At 71.6% G+C, this 18729-nt stretch carries 13 protein-coding genes and 1 tRNA gene; 4 read left to right on the top strand and 10 right to left on the bottom strand.

Annotated features, from left to right (window positions below):
• The first annotated feature begins 1 nt into the window (after position 1).
• From FHG10_RS07225 to FHG10_RS07215, 3 genes are read left to right on the top strand one after another with little or no spacing between them, the layout of a single operon-like run.
• Positions 2–1294 carry an ABC transporter substrate-binding protein gene (locus FHG10_RS07225; protein ID WP_152352674.1) on the top strand — a complete coding sequence of 431 codons (1293 nt, stop codon included), beginning with the start codon at positions 2–4 and terminating at the stop codon, positions 1292–1294.
• On the top strand, positions 1291–2277 hold the full coding sequence (locus FHG10_RS07220; RefSeq protein WP_227488102.1) for a carbohydrate ABC transporter permease: 987 nt from the start codon (positions 1291–1293) through the stop codon (positions 2275–2277). Before FHG10_RS07225 ends, FHG10_RS07220 begins: the two co-directional genes overlap by 4 nt.
• Positions 2274–3215, top strand: a complete 942-nt coding sequence (locus FHG10_RS07215; protein ID WP_152352673.1) for a carbohydrate ABC transporter permease — start codon at positions 2274–2276, stop codon at positions 3213–3215. Before FHG10_RS07220 ends, FHG10_RS07215 begins: the two co-directional genes overlap by 4 nt.
• 81 nt (positions 3216–3296) lie before the next feature.
• Here the strand turns inward: FHG10_RS07215 and rho are convergent, their stop codons facing one another.
• The 5 genes from rho to lysA form a co-directional block, all read right to left on the bottom strand.
• Positions 3297–5408 carry a transcription termination factor Rho gene (gene rho / locus FHG10_RS07210; protein WP_152352672.1) on the bottom strand — a complete coding sequence of 704 codons (2112 nt, stop codon included), beginning with the start codon at positions 5406–5408 and terminating at the stop codon, positions 3297–3299.
• A 269-nt stretch (positions 5409–5677) separates the two neighbouring features.
• On the bottom strand, positions 5678–6655 hold the full coding sequence (thrB, locus tag FHG10_RS07205) for a homoserine kinase (RefSeq protein WP_152352671.1): 978 nt from the start codon (positions 6653–6655) through the stop codon (positions 5678–5680).
• Between the two features lie 10 nt (positions 6656–6665).
• Positions 6666–7724 (bottom strand): threonine synthase, encoded by a 1059-nt coding sequence (gene thrC / locus FHG10_RS07200; RefSeq protein ID WP_152352670.1) that lies wholly within the window; start codon positions 7722–7724, stop codon positions 6666–6668.
• Positions 7725–7728: 4 nt separating this feature from the next.
• Positions 7729–9054: a homoserine dehydrogenase gene (locus FHG10_RS07195; RefSeq protein WP_152352669.1), complete on the bottom strand. Its 1326-nt coding sequence runs from the start codon at positions 9052–9054 to the stop codon at positions 7729–7731.
• Positions 9055–9219: 165 nt separating this feature from the next.
• Entirely contained in the window at positions 9220–10632 is a 1413-nt protein-coding gene (lysA, locus tag FHG10_RS07190) for a diaminopimelate decarboxylase (RefSeq protein ID WP_152352668.1), read from the bottom strand.
• Between the two features lie 443 nt (positions 10633–11075).
• Between lysA and FHG10_RS07185 the strand changes: the two genes are divergently transcribed.
• Positions 11076–13337, top strand: coding sequence for a bifunctional alpha,alpha-trehalose-phosphate synthase (UDP-forming)/trehalose-phosphatase (locus FHG10_RS07185; protein ID WP_152352667.1), 2262 nt, complete (start codon positions 11076–11078; stop codon positions 13335–13337).
• A gap of 405 nt (positions 13338–13742) precedes the next feature.
• On the opposite strand, the gene FHG10_RS07180 is transcribed toward FHG10_RS07185, so the two are convergent.
• The 5 genes from FHG10_RS07180 to FHG10_RS07160 all read right to left on the bottom strand — a co-directional run bounded on the left by FHG10_RS07180 (position 13743) and on the right by FHG10_RS07160 (position 18553).
• A tRNA-Arg gene (locus tag FHG10_RS07180) sits at positions 13743–13815 on the bottom strand.
• A 78-nt stretch (positions 13816–13893) separates the two neighbouring features.
• Positions 13894–14958, bottom strand: coding sequence for a tRNA (adenosine(37)-N6)-threonylcarbamoyltransferase complex transferase subunit TsaD (gene tsaD, locus FHG10_RS07175; RefSeq protein WP_152352666.1), 1065 nt, complete (start codon positions 14956–14958; stop codon positions 13894–13896).
• A 100-nt stretch (positions 14959–15058) separates the two neighbouring features.
• Positions 15059–15844 (bottom strand): M23 family metallopeptidase, encoded by a 786-nt coding sequence (locus FHG10_RS07170; protein WP_152352665.1) that lies wholly within the window; start codon positions 15842–15844, stop codon positions 15059–15061.
• A gap of 292 nt (positions 15845–16136) precedes the next feature.
• On the bottom strand, positions 16137–17189 hold the full coding sequence (locus FHG10_RS07165) for a hemolysin family protein (protein ID WP_152352664.1): 1053 nt from the start codon (positions 17187–17189) through the stop codon (positions 16137–16139).
• Complete coding sequence (locus FHG10_RS07160; protein ID WP_152352663.1) at positions 17186–18553, bottom strand: hemolysin family protein; 1368 nt, start codon at positions 18551–18553, stop codon at positions 17186–17188. Before FHG10_RS07160 ends, FHG10_RS07165 begins: the two co-directional genes overlap by 4 nt.
• Between the last annotated feature and the right edge of the window lie 176 nt (positions 18554–18729).

Raw genomic sequence — 18729 nt, 5'->3', positions numbered from 1 at the left:
CATGCACCCACCCACGCGACGACACGTCCTGCGAGGCCTCGGCCTGGCCGGACTGGCAGCGGGAGGACTGGCCGCCTGCGGCTCCTCCCCCACGATCTCCCACGATCCCGATGAACTGGTCATGTGGTACTGGAACCGCTCCGCCAGCCCGAAGCTCCTCGAGCAGGCCGCGAAGAACGTCCCCGGCACGGATCGGCACGTGCGCGCCGACGTCATCGGCACCACCTTCGACACCAAGCTGCGCACGAGCCTCGCGGGCGGCGCCTACATCCCGGACATCACGTACATCAACTCGAACAACGCCCTCTACTTCCGCAACGAGCACCAGTTCCTGGACATGAACGACCTGGGGGCCGCCCAGCACGCGGACGACTACTACGAGTGGAAGTGGAAGCTCGGGATCACGCCCGAGGAGCGCTTCTGCTTCTTCCCTCTCGACATCGGCCCGACCGGCTTCTACTACCGCCAGGACGTGTTCGAGAAGGCGGGCCTGCCGACGGAACCGGACGAGGTCTCCTCCGCGGTCTCGACGTGGGAGGACTGGATCGCACTCGGCGCCGAGCTCCGGAAGGCGACCGGCTCAGCGCTCGTCAACACCGCGCAGTCCATCTACGAGCAGTTCCTCAACGCGAGCCCCGAGCGCTACCTCGACGCCGAGGACACGCCCCTGTACGCGGCCGAGGGCTCGGCGGTGCGCGAGGCCTGGGACACGGCCGTCGCCGCGATCGACGCGCACATCACCGCGGGGATCCCGGATGCCCGCGGCACGGACCAGAACGCCGCGTGGTCCAGCGGCAAGACCGCCGGCCACGTGAACGCCTCGTGGTGGTCCCAGATCATCCAGGAGTCCGCGCCGGACTCCGCGGGCCTCTGGCGACTGGCCGACCAGCCCGTGCGCCCGGGGAACTCGGGAGGCTCCTTCGCCGCGATCCCCCATACCTGCAAGGACCCGGAGGCCGCCTTCGCCTTCATCCGCTGGATCAACACCCCGGACCACCAGGCCGAGGCCTACAACGACGTCCAGCTCTTCCCGTCCGCACCCGCCTCCTACGAGAGCGGCACCATGAAGTACGCAGGCGACTTCTTCGGGGACCAGGATCCGCTCGCCTTCTTCTCGCACGCCGCCGAGCAGGTGCCGGAATCGTTCATCAGCACGTGGGAGAGCGTCGTCTCCGGCAGCTTCACCCTCGAGATCACCAACGTAGAGACCGCCGGCAAGGACCCGGACCGCGCATGGGCCGATGCGATCGCCGCCGCCGAGAAGGCACTGCGCAAACGAGGAGTCCAGCGATGAGCGTCATGACCACTCCCCCGCCCGTCGACGCCGCCCGGGCCCCCGCCGCGGCCGTCCCCCGCACCCGGGCCCGCGGCTGGCGAGGAGTCCTCTCCCACTGGCCCCAGTACGTCGCGATCGCCCCGTTCTACGTGCTCTTCCTCGTGTTCGGGCTGTTCCCCATCGTGTTCTCGATCGTGCTCTCCTTCACCGACTGGGACGGCATGGGCGAGATCCGCTTCGCCGGGCTCTCCCAGTACATCTACCTCGTCCAGGACTCCCGGTTCTGGAACGCGGTCGCGAACACGTTCATCATCTGGTTCCTCTCCACGGTCCCGATGCTGTTCCTGGCGCTCGTCATCGCGTTCCTGCTGCATCAGAACATCCGCTTCCGCGGGTTCTACCGGGTGGCCTTCTTCCTGCCGAACGTCACCAGCATGGTCGCGATGGCGATCGTCTTCGGGTCGGTGTTCTCCGACTCCTTCGGACTCGTGAACTCGGCGCTGACCGCCCTGCACGTCGACTCCGTGCCCTGGCTCTCGAGCAGCCTGGGCATCAAGGTCACCATCGCCGTCATGGTGATCTGGCGGTTCACCGGCTACAACGCGATCATCTACCTCGCCGGGCTCCAGTCGATCCCGACGGACCTGTACGACGCCGCGAAGACCGACGGCGCCTCGACCTGGCAGATCTTCACCCGCGTGACGATCCCGATGCTGCGGCCGATCATCCTGTTCACCGTCATCACCTCGACCGTCGGCGGGCTGAGCCTGTTCACCGAGCCGCAGGTGCTCCTCGGCGACGCCGGCGGCAACGGCGAGGCCGGCATGACGATCGTCCTCTACCAGTACAACCAGGCATTCACGCAGTTCGACTTCGGATACGGCTCGGCCATCGCCTGGGCCCTCTTCGTCCTCGCCTCCGTGTTCGCGATCATCAACTGGCGCCTGCTCAGCGAGCGCAGGGACGCGCCCCGTCGGACCGGCAGGAAGGCACGCTCATGACCACCGCTGAACACCCCGTCCGCACCTCCGGACCCTCGGAGCCGGGAGGACGGACGGACCCGCGCGGGAACGACCGGCCGGTCCTGCACACCCCGGGCGACCGCGCCGCGATCGCGCACGCCCGCCTTGAAAAGGTGATCACGCATCTGCTGATCCTCGTCGGAGTCGTGCTGTCGGTGTTCCCGTTCTACTGGCTCGCGGTGATGTCGACGTCGACGACCGCGCAGATCTTCGGGTACCCGCCGCGCCTCACCTTCGGCACGAGCTTCACGGAGAACCTGAGGAACCTCTTCTCGAGCGTGGACATCCTCTCGGCCCTCGTGAACACGATCATCGTGTCGGCGTTGTGCGCCGTGCTGGTGATGTTCTTCGACTCCCTCGCCGCCTTCGCCTTCGCGAAGTACGACTTCCCGGGCAAGAACGCCCTGTTCGTGCTGATGATCGCCACCTTCCTGATCCCCGGGAGCCTCTCGCTGGTGCCGAGCTTCATCCTCATGTCGAAGATCGGCTGGGTGGGGACGCTGCAGGCGCTCATCGTCCCGGGCGCCGCGAACGCCTTCGGCATCTTCCTGCTGCGGCAGATGGCGAGCTCGTCCATCCCCGACGAGCTCGTGGAGTCCGCACGGATCGACGGCGCCGGCTTCTTCACCATCTACCGCCGGATCGGCGTGCCGATGATGCGCGGCGGCCTCGCGTTCCTGGGCATCTTCACGTTCATCACCGCATGGAACGACTACGTGTGGCCGCTGATCGTGCTGGTGAACCCGAAGCGCCAGACCCTGCAGACCGCCCTGCAGAACCTCAACTCGCTGTACCTCACGGACTACGGGATGGTCATGGCAGGTGCACTGGTCAGCGTGCTGCCGCTCATCGGCGTCTTCATCATCGGCTCGCGCCAGTTCATCGCGAACATCGCGGCGGGCGCGATCAAGGGATGACGAAGCGGGGCGGGCACCGAAGTGCCCACCCCGCCGTCGTCGGCCCGGAGGTCCGGGCCGAGGGCTCGCTCCCGCGAGGGATCAGTCGCCGGAGCGGCCGCCCACGCTGGGGGTGTTCTTGGAGACCGTCATCAGGAACTCGGTGTTCGACTGGGTCTTCTTCACGCGCTCCAGGAGCAGCTCGAGCGCCTGCTGCTGGTCGAGGGCGCCGAGCACGCGGCGGAGCTTCCACATGATGGCCAGCTCCTCCTTGCCCATGAGCTCCTCCTCGCGGCGGGTGCTCGAGGCGTTGACGTCCACCGCCGGGAAGATGCGCTTGTCCGCGAGGTTCCGCGAGAGGCGCAGCTCCATGTTGCCGGTGCCCTTGAACTCCTCGAAGATGACCTCGTCCATCTTGGAGCCGGTCTCCACCAGGGCCGAGGCGAGGATGGTCAGCGAGCCGCCGTTCTCGATGTTGCGGGCCGCGCCGAAGAACCGCTTGGGCGGGTACAGCGCCGAGGCGTCGACACCGCCGGAGAGGATGCGGCCCGAGGCCGGGGCGGCCAGGTTGTAGGCGCGCGAGAGGCGGGTGAGCGAGTCCAGCAGCACCACCACGTCCTTGCCCATCTCCACGAGGCGCTTGGCGCGCTCGATCGCGAGCTCGGCGACGATCGTGTGGTCCGACGCGGGCCGGTCGAAGGTCGAGGCGATGACCTCGCCCTTCACCGTGCGCTGCATGTCGGTGACCTCCTCGGGGCGCTCGTCGACGAGCACGACCATGAGGTGGGCCTCGGGGTTGTTCGTGGTGATCGCGTTCGCGATCTGCTGCATGATGATCGTCTTGCCGGCCTTCGGGGGCGCGACGATGAGGCCGCGCTGGCCCTTGCCGATCGGCGAGACCAGATCGATGATGCGCGGGGCGATCGCGTTCGGCGCGGTCTCCAGGCGCAGGCGCTCGTCCGGGTACAGCGGGGTGAGCTTGCCGAAGTCCACCCGCTGCTTCGCCCGATCGGGCGTGAGGCCGTTGATCGTGTCCACCTGGAGCAGCGGAGCGTACTTGCCCTGCTGGTTGCCGCCGCGGTTGCGGCGGTTGCGCCCGCCGCCGCCCTGCTGGGGCTGCTCCTGGCGCTGCTCCTCGCCGTCCTTGGGCGCGCGCACCAGGCCGGTGATCGCGTCACCCTTGCGCAGGCCGTTCTTCCGCACCATGTTCATGGAGACGTAGACGTCGCTCGCTCCGGGCAGGTAGCCGGTGGTGCGCACGTAGGCGTTGTTGTCGCGCACATCGAGGATGCCGGCGACGCTCACCAGCTCCTCGCCCTCGCGCACCTGCTCGTCGTCGCCGCCGTTGCCGCCGCCGTCCTGCTGCGGGTTCTCGCCGCCGTTGCGACCCTTGCGCTTGCGGTCGCGCGAGCGGTTGCGGGAGCGGCGGTTGCGGCCGTCCTCGGAGTCTCCGCGGCCGCCCCGGCCGCCCTGGTCGTTGCGGCTCATGTCGGAGTCCTCACCCGTGCGATCGGGCAGCTCGATGTCCTCGAGACGGGGGCGCGAGCCGCGCCCGCCCTGATCGCCGTGGTCGTTGCGGTCGTTGCTGTCCTTGCGGTTGTCGCGGTCCCTGCGGCCCGAACGGTCGTTGCGGTCCTGGCGGTCGCCGCGATCCTGACGATCCTGGCGGTCGCCGCGGTCCTGGCGGTCGCCGCGCTGGCGGCCCTCGCCCTGGTCGCCGCGCTCGTGGCGCTCGGCGCGATCGTTGTGCTCCGCGCGCTCCGGGCGCTCGCTGCGCTCTTCGCGACCCCCGCGGTCGGCGCGGGCCCCGCGGTCGTCGCGGCCCCGGCGCTCCTGGCGCCCGCCCGCGCCGCGCTCGTTCTGCGCGGGAAGATCCAGGCCCAGCTCCAGGACGTCGGCCGACGAGGCCGAGCCCTCGGAGGCTCCGCTCGCCGGCGCCGTGCTCTGCTCCGCGGCGGCGCCTGCCGCCGCGGTCTTCGACGCGTCGGCCCTCGGAGCTGTGCTCGCCGTGGCGGTGCTCGTCGTGGCGGTGCTCGTCGAGGAGGTGTTCTTCGCGGCGGTGGAGCCGCCCCCGCTGATCGCGTCGATGAGCTCGCCCTTGCGGAGGCGACGCGCCCCCTTGATGCCGAGCCCGGCAGCGATCTGCTGCAGCTCGGGAAGCTTCTTCGCCGCGAGCGACGTGCTGTCGCCCTGCGGTGCGGTGGTGTCGTTCACCCAGGTTCCTTCCTGTGGATCGCGCGGCGCGCGTCCGTGATGAGTGCATGAGCTGCGCGGCGACCGGGCCGGTGGACGGCGGGGTTCGCGGCAGTCCTCTCCCCGAGGGCGGCCGTGGCGCACAGCGCACGGAAGCACGCGAACGCGGCGTCGCCGGGGATTCTCTGGGGTACGTCCTGGCCCAGGACCTCTCTGCACCCACTGTGCGGAAGTCCCCGAGCCGTGGTCGCCGACGCTGGGCCGGGCCGATCACGTCGTCGGACGCGGCTTCAAGGTACCACAGGCTCCGCACCGCTCGATGAGAGTCCGACACGGGCGATGCGCCATGCCCGGGGATCGTCGACCACGCGCCGCACGAGCGGCGCGAGCTCGGGCCCCGCGCCGTCGATGACCAGCACGGACGGGCCCGCGCCGGAGATCACGGCCGGGTACCCCTCGCTGCGCAGCACGCGCACGAGCTCGACGCTCTGCGGCATGCCCGGGGCGCGGTACTCCTGGTGCAGGCGGTCCTCGGTCGCGGGGAGCAGCAGCGACGGGTCGCTCGTGAGCGCGTGCACGAGCAGAGCGGCCCGGGCCGCATTGAAGGCGGCGTCGGCGTGGGGCACCGTCTCGGGCAGCAGCGAGCGCGCCGCGCTCGTGGCGAGCCGGGCCGTCGGCAGGAGCACGACGGGGCGGATCGCGGGCTCCTGCGCGGCGCCGCTCCCGCTCTGCGCGGCCCGGCTTCCGCGCGGCGCCCGGCCGCCGGGCACCGCGAGGTCGAGGCGCTCCGCGCGGGCTCCGACGCGGTCCGTCCAGGAGAGGACCACGCCACCCAGCAGCGCCGGGGCGGCGTTGTCCGGGTGGCCCTCCATCTCGGTCGCCAGGTCCAGCAGCACCTGGTCGTCGAGGGCCTCCGGCTCGGAGACCAGGAGTCGCGCAAGCATGAGGCCGGCGACGGTCGCCGCCGCGCTCGAGCCCAGGCCGCGTCCGTGCGGGATCCGGTTGCGGCAGTGCAGGCGCACCCCGGCCTGCGGGGCGCCCGCGTGGTCGAGACCGCGGCGCAGGGCGCGCACCACGAGGTGGTCCTCCCCCGCGGGGACGTCTCCCGCACCCTCCCCCTCGACGGTGACCTCGACCGGGCCGGTGGTGGCCTCGAGCTCGAGGTCGTCCACGAGGTGCAGGGCGAGGCCCAGCGCGTCGAAGCCCGGCCCCAGGTTCGCGCTGGTCGCGGGCACGCGCACGCCGACGCGCTCGGTGGTGATCCTCATGCCGGGCGGCTCACAGCCCCATCGCGTCGGCCGCGGCCTCGACGTCGACCGGGATGACGGTCGGGGTCAGGTCCTGGCGGGTCAGCGCGGTGTCGATGTCCTTGAGCCCGTTGCCGGTGACGGTGATCGCGATGGTCGCGCCGCGCGGCACGAGCCCCTTCTCCGCCTGCTGGAGGAGACCGGCGACCCCCGCGGCCGAGGCGGGCTCGACGAAGATGCCGACCTCGCCCGCGAGCAGCGCCTGCGCATCGAGTATCTGGTCGTCGGAGACGGCGTCGATCAGGCCGCCCGAGTCGTCGCGCGCCGCGACCGCGAGGCTCCAGGAGGCGGGCGCGCCGATGCGGATCGCGGTGGCGACCGTCTCGGGATCGGTGATCGGGCGGCCGGCCTTGAAGGGCGCGGCGCCCTCCGCCTGGAAGCCCCACATGGCGGGGGCGGAGCCGGTGATGCCCTTGTCGCGGTACTCGGTGTACCCCATCCAGTAGGCGGAGATGTTCCCCGCGTTGCCCACGGGCAGGATGTGGATGTCCGGCGCCCCGCCGAGCGCGTCGCAGACCTCGAAGGCTCCCGTCTTCTGGCCCTGGAGCCGGAAGGGGTTCACCGAGTTCACGAGCTCCACGGGATGGGCGGCGTCGAGCTTGCGGGCGATCTCGAGGCAGTCGTCGAAGTTGCCCTCGACCTGGATGAGCTTCGCACCGTGGACGACGGCCTGGGCGAGCTTGCCGGCGGCGATCTTGCCCTGCGGCAGCAGCACGGCGCACGTGATCCCGGCGCGCGTCGCGTAGGCGGCGGCCGAGGCGCTGGTGTTGCCCGTCGAGGCGCACACCACGGACTTCGCGCCGTCGGACACGGCCCGGGACATCGCGGAGACCATGCCGCGGTCCTTGAAGGAGCCGGTGGGGTTCATGCCCTCGACCTTGACGTGGACGTCGGCCCCGACCGTGCGCGAGAGGGTCGGCGAGTGGACGAGGGGCGTGCCGCCCTCGCCCAGCGTCAGCAGGGTGTCCTCGTCGGAGAACGGGAGGTGCTCGCGGTACTCGGCGAGCACGCCGCGCCACTGGTGTGCCATCGGGTCATTCTCCTTCGAGGCGGATCACGGAATCGATCGTGAGGACGGCCCCGGAGCTGTCCAGGTCGTCCAGGGCGGAGTCCATCGCGGACTCGAGCGCCCGGTAGGTGGCGATGCCGATGCGCGCGCGCTCGGGCTCGCCCTCCTCGGCCGGCTCCGTCTCCTGATGGATCGTCGAGATCGAGATGCCGTGGGAGGACAGGGTGCCGGCGACCTCGGCGAGCACGCCGGGCTTGTCCTGCACGGTGAGGGAGACGTAGAAGGCGTTGCGCAGCGCGTCGACCGGGATGATCCCGAGGTCCGCGTAGCGCGACTCGCGCGGGCCCACGCCGCCGTGCACGCGCTGTCGGGCGACGGTCACGAGGTCGCCCAGGACCGCGGACGCCGTCGGCGCGCCGCCCGCGCCCTGCCCGTAGAACATGAGGGAGCCGGCGGCCTCGGCCTCGACGAACACCGCGTTGTACGCCTCGGACACCGAGGCGAGCGGGTGGCTGTCGGGCAGCATCGCCGGGTAGACGCGCGCGGAGACGCGCTCCTCGCCCTCCTCCTCGACCCGCTCGACGATCGAGAGCAGCTTGATCGTGCGCCCCATGCGGGAGGCGGCGGCGATGTCCGCGGCGGTGACCGTCGTGATGCCCTCGCAGTGCACGTCCTGCATGCCCACGCGGGTGTGGAAGGCGAGGGACGCGAGGATGGAGGCCTTCGCGGCGGCGTCGTGGCCCTCGACGTCTGCCGTCGGGTCCGCCTCGGCGTACCCGAGCTCCTGGGCGCTCGCGAGCGCGTCGTCGAAGGAGGCGCCGGTGCGGGCCATCGCGTCGAGCACGTAGTTCGTGGTGCCGTTGACGATGCCGAGCACCTTGCCGATGCGGTCGCCCGCGAGCGACTCGCGGATCGGTCGCACCAGCGGGATCGCACCGGCGACGGCCGCCTCGAAGTGCAGGTCCACGCCGTTCGCGTCGGCCGCCTCGTAGAGGGCGACGCCGTCCTGCGCGAGCAGGGCCTTGTTCGCGGTCACGACGCTCGCGCCGTTGCTCATGGCCTCGAGCAGCAGGGTGCGCGCGGGCTCGATGCCGCCCATCAGCTCGACGACGATGTCCGCGCCCGCGATCGCGGAGGCCGGATCATCGGTGAGCAGGGACGTGTCCACGTGCTCCCCGCGGTCCTTCTCGAGGTCCGTCACGGCGATGCCCGTGACCTCGAGCGGCGCGCCGATGCGGTGCGCGAGCTCGTCTCCGCTGGTGCCGATGACGCGCAGCACGTCGGCTCCGACGGTGCCGGCGCCGAGCACGGCGACCCGCAGCGGGGCGTGGTCGGGCAGGGGATCAGTCATCAGTGGTCCTTCCGCAGAATCCGGGCGACGACGGGCGATTCCAGCGTGGCCAGCGGGGTTGAGGGCCCCGCGGGCTCAGGAAACTGTATCCAACTCCGGGACGCGAACGCGTCGCCATGTGTCCGTATGCGTCGTGCGCGGGGCGCCCGTGGCGGGGCGCTCCCCTCAGCCGACGTCGAGGGCGAGCAGGTCCTCCTCGCTCTCGCGACGCACGAGCGTGCGCCAGCGGCCGTCCTTCACCGCGACCACCGGGGGCCGCGGCACGTGGTTGTAGTTCGAGGCCAGCGAGTAGCAGTAGGCGCCGGTCACGGGCACCGAGACGAGGTCCCCGCGCTGCACGTCGGCGGGCAGATACTCGTCCTTGACCACGATGTCGCCGCTCTCGCAGTGCTTGCCGACCACGCGCACCACCTCGGGCGGGGCGTCGGAGACGCGGCCGGCGAGCAGGCATGAGTAGTCGGCGTCGTAGAGGGCCGTGCGCACGTTGTCGCTCATGCCGCCGTCGACCGAGACGTACACCCGGTGGTGCGGACCGCCCAATCGCACGTCCTTCACGGTGCCCACCGTGTAGAGGGTCTGGGTCGAGGGTCCGGCGATCGCGCGTCCGGGCTCGAACGCCACATGCGGGACCTCGAGCTCGAGCTCGTGGCACTCCTTCGCGATGATCGCGGCGATGCCGCTCGCGAGGCCCTCTGGCGTCGAGGGCGTGTGCTGCGTGTTGTACATGACGCCGAATCCGCCGCCGAGGTCGAGGTGCGCGATCGTGTGCCCGAGCTCCTCGCGGACCTGGGCGACGAGGTCGAGGACGCGGCGGGCGGCGACCTCGAAGCCGCCGACGTCGAAGATCTGGGAGCCGATGTGCGAGTGCAGCCCGACGAGGTCCAGCTCGGGGGTCTCGAGGACCTCGCGCACGGCCGTCAGGGCGTCGCCGGAGGTGATCGAGAGGCCGAACTTCTGGTCCTCGTGCGCAGTCGCGATGAACTCGTGGGTGTGCGCCTCGACGCCCGTGGTCACCCGGAGCATCACGTGCGCGCTCACGCCCAGCTCCGACGCCACTCGGGCCGCCTGCCGGATCTCTGCCAGGGAGTCGATGACGATGCGGCCGACGCCTGCCTCGAGCGCCCGGGCGATCTCGCGGTCCGACTTGTTGTTGCCGTGCAGGGCCATCCGGTCGGTCGGGAAGCCCGCGCGCAGGGCGACGGCGAGCTCGCCGCCGGTGCACACGTCCAGGCCCAGGCCGTCCTCCTCGACCCAGCGGGCGACGGCGCCGCAGAGGAACGCCTTGCCCGCGTAGTAGACGTCAGCCCCGGCATGCGGAGCGAAGGCCGTGGTGAAGGCGTCGCGGAAGGCGCGGGCGCGCTCGCGGAAGTCGTCCTCGTCCAGCACGAAGGCGGGTGTGCCGACCTCCTCGGCGAGCGTCCGGACGCTCACGCCGCCGACCTCCAGGGCGCCGTCCGCATCGCGCACGCACGTGCTCGACCAGAGTCCCGGGATCAGGGCGTTGACATCGGCGGGAAAGGGCAGCCAGGTGGGCGCGGCGTCGTTGCCGTGCAGTGCTCCTGCTTCGTGGGCTCGCATCGCGCGTGGCCTCCTGGGTCGGACGTCGGGTCGGGGTCGGGCGTCGGGGTCGGGGTGCGGGGCGGTCGGCCGCTCCGGCCGACCCCCGGGGCCCGCGCCCCCGCGCGAACGCGGGCACGGTCCCGAGGAGGAACACTATGCGGCGCGGTCGCCCGCTCGCTGGCCGTGTCCACGCAGTGAGGAGCCGCGCACCCGTGCCGCGGTGCGCGCCTGCCGCCAGGGCCCCTCCCGCCCTCTGCACGCCGGGTGCGCACCGGGCGGCGAGGAGAGGTCCGCGCATCCCTTCATGCACTCATAGATGCTGGTGGCGAGGCATATGGCGAGGCCCAGGCGCGGTCACGGAGGGCGCCCCGGCGGGAGATCACGACGCGCATCGCGAGGTCTTCGTGACCCCTCTCACTTGATAGCCTGACGGTGTCGTCCCCCCATGTCAGGAGGCCCCTGTGGCATCGCAAGAACTGCACGATCTGGTGGTCGTCGCCAACCGTCTCCCGGTCGACGCGAAGACCCTTCCCGACGGCGCCACCGAGTGGGTGACGAGTCCCGGCGGTCTGGTCACCGCCATGGAGAGCGTGATGCGGAACGTCGACTCGGCCGCCTGGGTGGGCTGGGCCGGCTCCCCGGGCGAGGCGCCCGAGCCGTTCCGCGCCGACGGCATGGACCTGTACCCGGTCTCCCTCGACGCGACCGACATCGAGAAGTACTACGAGGGGTTCTCCAACGCGACCCTCTGGCCGCTCTACCACGACGTGATCGTCGACCCCGCCTACCACCGCACCTGGTGGGACACCTACGTGAGCGCGAACCGCCGCTTCGCCAAGGCCGCCGCGGCCGTGACCGCGCCCGGCGGCACGATCTGGGTGCACGACTACCAGCTCCAGCTCGTGCCCGAGATGATCCGCTCCGAGCGGCCCGACGTCCGCATCGGCTTCTTCAACCACATCCCCTTCCCGCCCGTCGAGCTGTTCAGCCAGCTGCCCAAGCGCAACCAGGTGCTCCGCGGGCTGCTGGGCGCGGACCTCGTGGGCTTCCAGCGCGAGAGCGACACCCTGAACTTCCTCGCATCGGTGCGCCACCTGCTCGGCTACCAGGTCGACCAGCGCACCGTCACCGTGCCCGGGATCGGCGCGGTCGAACCGCGCGACGTGATCGCCGGGACCTTCCCGATCTCGCTCGACACCCAGGCCGTCACCGAGCTGACCGAGGATCCCGAGATCAAGGAGCGCGCCCGCCAGCTGCGCCACGACCTGGGGGACCCCGAGAACGTCGTGCTGGGCGTGGATCGGCTCGACTACACCAAGGGCATCCGCCACCGGCTCAAGGCCTGGGGCGAGCTGCTGAACGACGGCTCCATCGACCCTCGCGAGACCGTCCTCGTGCAGGTCGCCACGCCCTCGCGAGAGAGGGTCGACGCCTATCGGCAGCTGCGCGACGAGGTCGAGCTGACCGTCGGCCGCATCAACGGCGACCACGCCCCCATCGGCCGCCCGGCCATCTCCTACCTGCACCGTTCCTTCAACCGACGGGACATGACCGCTCTCTACATGGCGGCCGACGTGGTGCTGGTGACCGCCCTGCGCGACGGCATGAACCTCGTCGCCAAGGAGTACGTGGCCTCGCGACCCGACCTGCGCGGTGTGCTGGTGCTCTCCGAGTTCGCGGGCGCGGCCGACGAGCTGCGCGCCGCGCTGCTGGTGAACCCGCACGACATCGACGAGCTGAAGTCCGCGGCGCTGCGTGCGCTGAGCATGCCCGAGGAGGAGCAGGAGGAGATGATGACCTCCCTGCGCCGGCAGGTCCTCGACCACGACGTGCAGTCCTGGGCCAAGCACTTCCTCGACCGGCTCGAGGCCGTCGGCGAGCCCGCTCCCCCGTCGGCCCCGATCATCCGTCTGTCCGGAGGCGAGGCCCCGGATGCCGCCCGGCTCGACGCGGCGCTCGAGGCCTTCGCGGACACCCCGCGCATCCTCGTCGCCTCGGATTTCGACGGCGTGCTCGCGCCGATCGTCGCCGACCGCGACGCGGTGCAGGCGAATCCCCGCTCGATCGGCGCGCTCCGGGAGCTCACCGAGCTGTCCGGGGTGAACGTCGCGCTCGTCTCCGGGCGGGCGCTCGAGGATCTGCAGCACCACGCGGGCATGCCCAGCTCCGTCGCCCTCGTCGGCTCGCACGGCGCCGAGGTCGGCGCCCTGCCCTCGGACCTGCACGCCGACGTCATGGACGCGGGCACGATGACCATGGACGAGACCCGGCAGAACCTGCGCGACTCCATCGCGCGCCGCCTCCAGCACATCGCCGACCAGCATCCGGGGGCGGAGGTCGAGGTCAAGCCCGCCTCCGCCGTGCTGCACACGCGCAACGCGAAGGGACGCGGCGCGGGCAACGCCACCGAGGCCGCGCTCGAGTTCGCGCGCTCCCTGCCGGACGTCACCGTCACCCCGGGCAAGGAGGTCGTCGAGTTCTCCGTGGTCGACTCCCACAAGGGCACCGCCGTGCGGGCGCTCGGCCGGGCCGCCGCGGCCGACGCGGTCCTCTACCTCGGGGACGACGTCACCGACGAGAACGTCTTCGCCATCCTCGAGGACGACGACCTGGGCGTGAAGGTGGGCGACGGCGACACCGCGGCCGCCTTCCGGATCGAGGGCACCGACGCGGTCGCCGAGCTCCTCGAGCGGCTGCTCGAGCTGCGCACCGGCGAGGAGTGAGTTCGACCAGCATCGCTGCCGGGGTGCCGAGTGGCCGGGTGCCGGGTGGCCGGGGTGCCGAGTGGCCGGGTGGCCGGGGCGCCAGGGCGGTTGGGGGCGGGCGATATTGCCAGCTCCGTCCTGCCGCCAGCCAGCTGCTCCGTCCTGGAAGGGCCGATGCGCGACATCCGTGCAGCATTTCGCACGGATGTCGCACATAGGCCGTCCCGCGACATGGGCCCCGACCGCCACACGCGCACGACCCACGCAAGCCCGCCCGCCACACGCGCACGAGCCACGCAAGCCCGCCAGCCGCACGCGTACGAGTCATCGCGGGCCGGCCCAGCAGTCCTGATCGCGCGCACCCCGCACGCACGAATCCCCGGCCAGCGACCTCATGGGGTCTCTGACCGGGGATTCCGTCGGTGCCCGCGACAGGATTCGAACCTACGACCTTCTGCTCCGGAGGCAGACGCTCTATCCACTGAGCTACGCGGGCGGACCGTGACAGTCTAGCGCGAGGAGTCCGACGTCCGCGCCCCGAGTCCGGTCCCGCGCGGCGAGTGAGGCACAGGTCTCACACGGCGAAGCCGGCGGGCAGCGGCAGCTGCGCGCCGTGGAGCACGGCCGAGGGGTCCGCGGCGATCCGCAGTCCGCTCGGCGCGGCGCCACCCCGCACCAGCAGGTCGCCGACCGCGGCGATCATCGCGCCGTTGTCGGTGCACAGCCGGATCGGCGGGATGCGCAGCTCGACGCCCGCGGCGTCGCAGCGCTCCTGGGCGACGGTCCGCAGGCGCTGGTTCGCGGCCACTCCCCCGACGATCACCAGGGTGTCCAGGCCCTTCTCCTGCACGGCGCGCAGGGCCTTGGTGACCAGCACGTCCACGACTGCCTGCTCGAAGGAGGCGGCGATGTCGGGGACCGGGACCTCCTCGCCCGCGCGCTCGAGAGACTCGACGGTGCGGGCCACGGCAGTCTTCAGACCGGAGAAGGAGAAGACGTACGGGGCGTCGCCCGGGCGCAGCATGGCACGGGGGAAGGAGTAGGCCTCGGGATCGCCGCCGACGGCGGCCTTCGAGATCGCGGGGCCGCCCGGGTAGCCGAGGCCGAGCAGTCGCGAGACCTTGTCGAAGGCCTCTCCGGCGGCGTCGTCGAGGGTGTCGCCGAGGTGCTCGATGGGGTCGGCGACCAGGTCCTTCACGTGGAGGATCGAGGTGTGCCCGCCGGAGACGATGAGGATGATCGACTGCGCGGGCAGCGGGCCGTGCTCGAGGGTGTCGGCCGCGGCGTGCCCGGCGAGGTGGTGGACGCCGTACAGCGGCACCCCCAGCGACCAGGCGACGGACTTCGCGGCCGCGAGCCCCACGTGCACGGCGGTCGCGAGGCCGGGGCCGGAGGTCGCGGCGACGTGCGTGATGTCGCGCAGCTCGACGCCCGCGTCGTGCAGGGCGATGCGGAGGGTCGGGACGGCCGCCTCGAGATGCGCGCGGGCGGCGATCTCGGGGACCACTCCCCCGAACTCGGCGTGCTGGGAGGCGCTCGAGGCCAGGCCCTGGCCCAGCAGGACGCCGTCGCTGACGATCCCGAAGCCGGTCTCGTCGCAGGAGGATTCGACGCCCAGGACGACGGGGGCGGCGCTCACAGGACGCCGCCTGCGTGCATCGCGGCGACGGCGGCGCTCATCGGCGTCTCGGCGCTCATCGACGTCTCGGCGCTCGTCGAGGTCTCGGCGCTCATCGCGGTCACTGGAACAGCGACATCGGGTTCGAGTAGGTCCCGGACTCGTCCATCTTCGCGAAGTGCAGGTGGCATCCGGTGGAGCGGCCGGTCGAGCCGACCTCGCCGATGACGTCGCCCTGCTCGACCTTCGCGCCCACGCTCGTCTTGAACGCGGAGAGGTGGTAGTAGCCGGTGATGACGCCGTCGCCGTGGTCGATCTTCACGCGGTTGCCCGAGGCCGAGTTGTGCTCGACGGCGACCACGGTGCCGGCGGCGGCGGCGCGCACATCGGTACCGCAGGCCGCGCCGAAGTCGACGCCGTCGTGCATGATGCGCGTGTGCAACACCGGATGGACGCGCTCACCGTACGGGGAGGTGATCCGGGCATCGACCGGGTGGATGAAGCCCTCGTCGGACTCACCGCCCAGGGCCTCGATGGCCTCCGCGTTGGGCGAGGTCTCCACGGAGAGGTCGCCGTCCACCTCCTGCGCTGCCGACGTCGTGGTCGCGGAATCGGTGCTCGCCGCCCCGGTGGCGGCGGTGGCGAGGGAGACGGGGGCCAGCTGGGCGCTCGCGGCCTTCGCCCCGTTCGCCTGTGCGGCGGACTGGCCGCCGTTGATGCTGGGCAGGGGGGCGGACTGGCCGCCGGCGCTCGCGGAGGCGAGCGGGAAGGCGATGGTGGCGGTCGCGAGCGCGCCGAGCACGCCGACCTTCAGCACACCGGCCTGCACTGCCGAGTCACGATGGGAGGCGCTGCCTGTGCGCAGCGTCCGGACGTGTGCCCGGCCGAGGGCGCGATGATTCGCCACGATAGTGCTCCTGGAGGGGGTCGGAGACGCAGAGTCCTGGTGGGTGCCCGGGGTGCGACGCCGGACGGGGAAGGACGCGTCGCCGAACAACGCGGACCAAACTACCCAGGTCAGAGAGGTCCGACGTCACGGGAAGCGACCTCATTACCGAACCTTTGCCCCGCATCGCGGGCGGGTAAAGACCCTTGACCCGGCAGATCGGCCGCATGTCGTGTCCGTCACGCCCGGACCGCGGGCCGCGACCGCGCCGGTCCCGGACCGGGCCGCGGCGTCCCGGCGCGGGGACCGGGCGTCAGGCCCGGCTGCGCTGCATGACGTCCTTGACCTCGCCCACGAGCTCCTCCAGGACGTCCTCGAGGAACACGGCGCCCACGCTGCGCGAGGCCGGGGCGTCGACGCGGGCCAGGTGCGCGCCGTTGTACTGCATGGCGCGCAGGGCCTCCTCGATCTCGTCGTCGTCGGCCACGGAGACCACGGCGCGCACGATCCCGGGATGGATCGGCCGGTCGTAGTCCTCCTCGGGGGCGTCGGCCGGGAGCAGCACGTCCTTGAGATGGACGTACCCCACGAGATCACCGGCGTCGTTGCGCACGCCGATGCGGCTGAAGCCGGTGCGGGCGACGATCTGCTCGATCTGGCCGGGCGTGACGTCGTAGGTGACGGTGACGACGTCGTCCATGGGCACCATGACGTCCCCCGCGGTGCGGTCGGAGAACTGGATGGCGCCCTGCAGGAGCCCCTGCTCGTCCTCGAGGAGGCCCTCGCGGCGGGATTCGTCGACGATCGCGGAGATCTCCTCCGCGGTGAAGCGGGACTCGACCTCGTCCTTGGGCTGGACTCCCAGCAGCCGCAGGATCATGTTCGCCGTGTGGTTGAGCAGCCAGATCACCGGGGTGAACACGCGCGCCACGAGCACGAGCGGCGTGGCGAGCACCAGCACCGCGCCCACGGGCACGGCGATCGAGATGTTCTTGGGGACCATCTCGCCGAACACCACGTGCAGATAGGAGGCGATGAGGAGGGCCACCACGAAGGCGATCGGGTGGGTGAGCACGGCGGGCACCGAGAGGTGCTCCAGCACGGGCTCGAGGAAGTGCGCGATCGCGGGCTCGGCGACGGCGCCCAGGGTGACCGAGCAGACGGTCACGCCGAACTGGGCGGCGGCGAGCATCACGGAGACGTGCTCGACGGCCCACAGCGCGGTCTTCGCGCCGGGGCGCCCGGCTTCGACGAGCGGTTCGAGCTGGCTGCGCCGGGCGCTCATGACGGCGAACTCGGCGCCCACGAAGAAGGCGTTGCCCAGCAGCATGGCCAGGCCCAGGACCAGGGCGGCGGTGTCGCTCATCGGTGGTCCGCCTTCCGCTCGTCGGCGCTGTCGCCCTCGTCGTCCTCCTCGCGGTGCACGAGCGCCGCGGGATCGGTGGCCCTCAGCCGCACCTGGTCCACGCGCCGTCCGTCCATCTCGACGACCTCGAGGCGCAGGCCGGAGACGTCCACGACGTCCCCTGCCGCGGGAACCCGGTGGAGGCTGTCCATGACGAGCCCGCCCAGCGTGTCGTAGTCGGCGGACTCGGGCACGCGGACGCCGAGCTCCCGGCGGATCTCGTCGGGCCGCATGAGCCCGCTGACGCTCCAGCCGTCCTCGCCGTCGGGCAGGAAGCGCTCGGGCTCGTCGTCGTCGTGCTCGTCGCTCACCTCACCGACGATCTCCTCGATGACGTCCTCGAGGGTGACGATGCCGGAGGTGCCGCCGTACTCGTCGACGACGACGGCGAGCTGCGCGCCGACGTCCCTGAGGTCGATCAGCAGGTCGTCCAGCGGCACCGTCTCCGGCACGCGCGGGATCTCGGCCATCAGTTCGCTGGCGGGAGTGCGCGCGCGCTCGGGGCGCGGGACCGCGACGGCCTGGCGCACCTGGACGACGCCCACGATGTCGTCCTCGCCGCCGTCGGTGACGGGGAAGCGGGAGTGGCCCGTGGTGCGGGAGAGCTCGAGGACCTCCTGGGCACTCGTGTCCGCAGCGACGCTCACCATGGCGCCGCGATGGGTGAGCACGTCCCCCGCCTCCCGGTCGCCGAGCTGAAGGGTGCGCGAGAGCAGCACGGCGGTGCCCTCGTCGAGGGTGCCGGCGCGCGCCGAGTGCCGTACGAGGGACTCGAGCTCCGCGGGCGAGCGGGCGGCGGAGAGCTCCTCCTGGGGCTCGATGTTCACCAGGCGCAGCACGGCGTTCGCGGTCGCGTTGAACACGGCGATCAGCGGCTTGAAGAGCATCGTGAAGCCGTGCTGGATCGGGGCGACGATGCGGGCGGTGCCCATCGGGGTGGCGATCGCGAGGTTCTTGGGCACGAGCTCCCCGAAGATCATCGAGAACGCGTAGGCGATGATCATCGCCACGACCACGGAGACGGGGACCGCGACGTCCTCGCCGAGGCCCGCGGCCCGGGCGAGAGGACCGATCAGCCCGGCCAGCGGGTCCTGGACGGCGAAGCCGAACAGCAGGGTGGTGATGGTGATGCCCAGCTGGGCGCCGGAGAGGTTCGTGGAGAGATGGGTGAGGGCGTGGAGCACGCCGCCGGCGCGCTTGTCCCCGCCGTCGCGGGCCTTCTCGACCGTATGGCGGTCCAGGGCCACGAGCGAGAACTCGGAGGCGACGAACACCGCCGTGCCCAGCGTGAGGACGATCCCTGCTGCGAGCAGGATCCAGGTCATCGGGTGATCTCCCCACGGGCGGGGAGGGCGCGCATCCGCGACACAGAGTCCGTCCGGGTGCGCGCGCCGGTACTCGGCACGGGCGAATCGCTCATAGTGGCACCGAGTGTATAGGAGCGCGTGCGCACGGGCGCAGGGAGCGTCCAGGGTCCGACGGGGCCGTGTGCAGGACCGCG

The organism is Brachybacterium subflavum (genome assembly GCF_009299795.1).
GTDB classification, from domain to species: Bacteria; Actinomycetota; Actinomycetes; order Actinomycetales; family Dermabacteraceae; genus Brachybacterium; species Brachybacterium subflavum.
The sequence above is the reverse complement of the archived record's forward strand: the minus strand, read 5'-3'. Positions and strand labels throughout refer to the sequence as shown.

Bases quoted from the DNA above. Each gene is read 5' to 3' on its own strand.
- lysA (WP_152352668.1), bottom strand. From the start codon at position 10,632: ATGCGAGCCCACGAAGCAGGAGCACTGCACGGCAACGACGCCGCGCCC.
- FHG10_RS07225 (WP_152352674.1), top strand. From the start codon at position 2: ATGCACCCACCCACGCGACGACACGTCCTGCGAGGCCTCGGCCTGGCC.
- thrB (WP_152352671.1), bottom strand. From the start codon at position 6,655: ATGAGGATCACCACCGAGCGCGTCGGCGTGCGCGTGCCCGCGACCAGC.
- FHG10_RS07165 (WP_152352664.1), bottom strand. From the start codon at position 17,189: ATGAGCGACACCGCCGCCCTGGTCCTGGGCCTGGCCATGCTGCTGGGC.
- FHG10_RS07195 (WP_152352669.1), bottom strand. From the start codon at position 9,054: ATGACTGATCCCCTGCCCGACCACGCCCCGCTGCGGGTCGCCGTGCTC.
- thrC (WP_152352670.1), bottom strand. From the start codon at position 7,724: ATGGCACACCAGTGGCGCGGCGTGCTCGCCGAGTACCGCGAGCACCTC.
- FHG10_RS07215 (WP_152352673.1), top strand. From the start codon at position 2,274: ATGACCACCGCTGAACACCCCGTCCGCACCTCCGGACCCTCGGAGCCG.
- FHG10_RS07220 (WP_227488102.1), top strand. From the start codon at position 1,291: ATGAGCGTCATGACCACTCCCCCGCCCGTCGACGCCGCCCGGGCCCCC.
- FHG10_RS07160 (WP_152352663.1), bottom strand. From the start codon at position 18,553: ATGACCTGGATCCTGCTCGCAGCAGGGATCGTCCTCACGCTGGGCACG.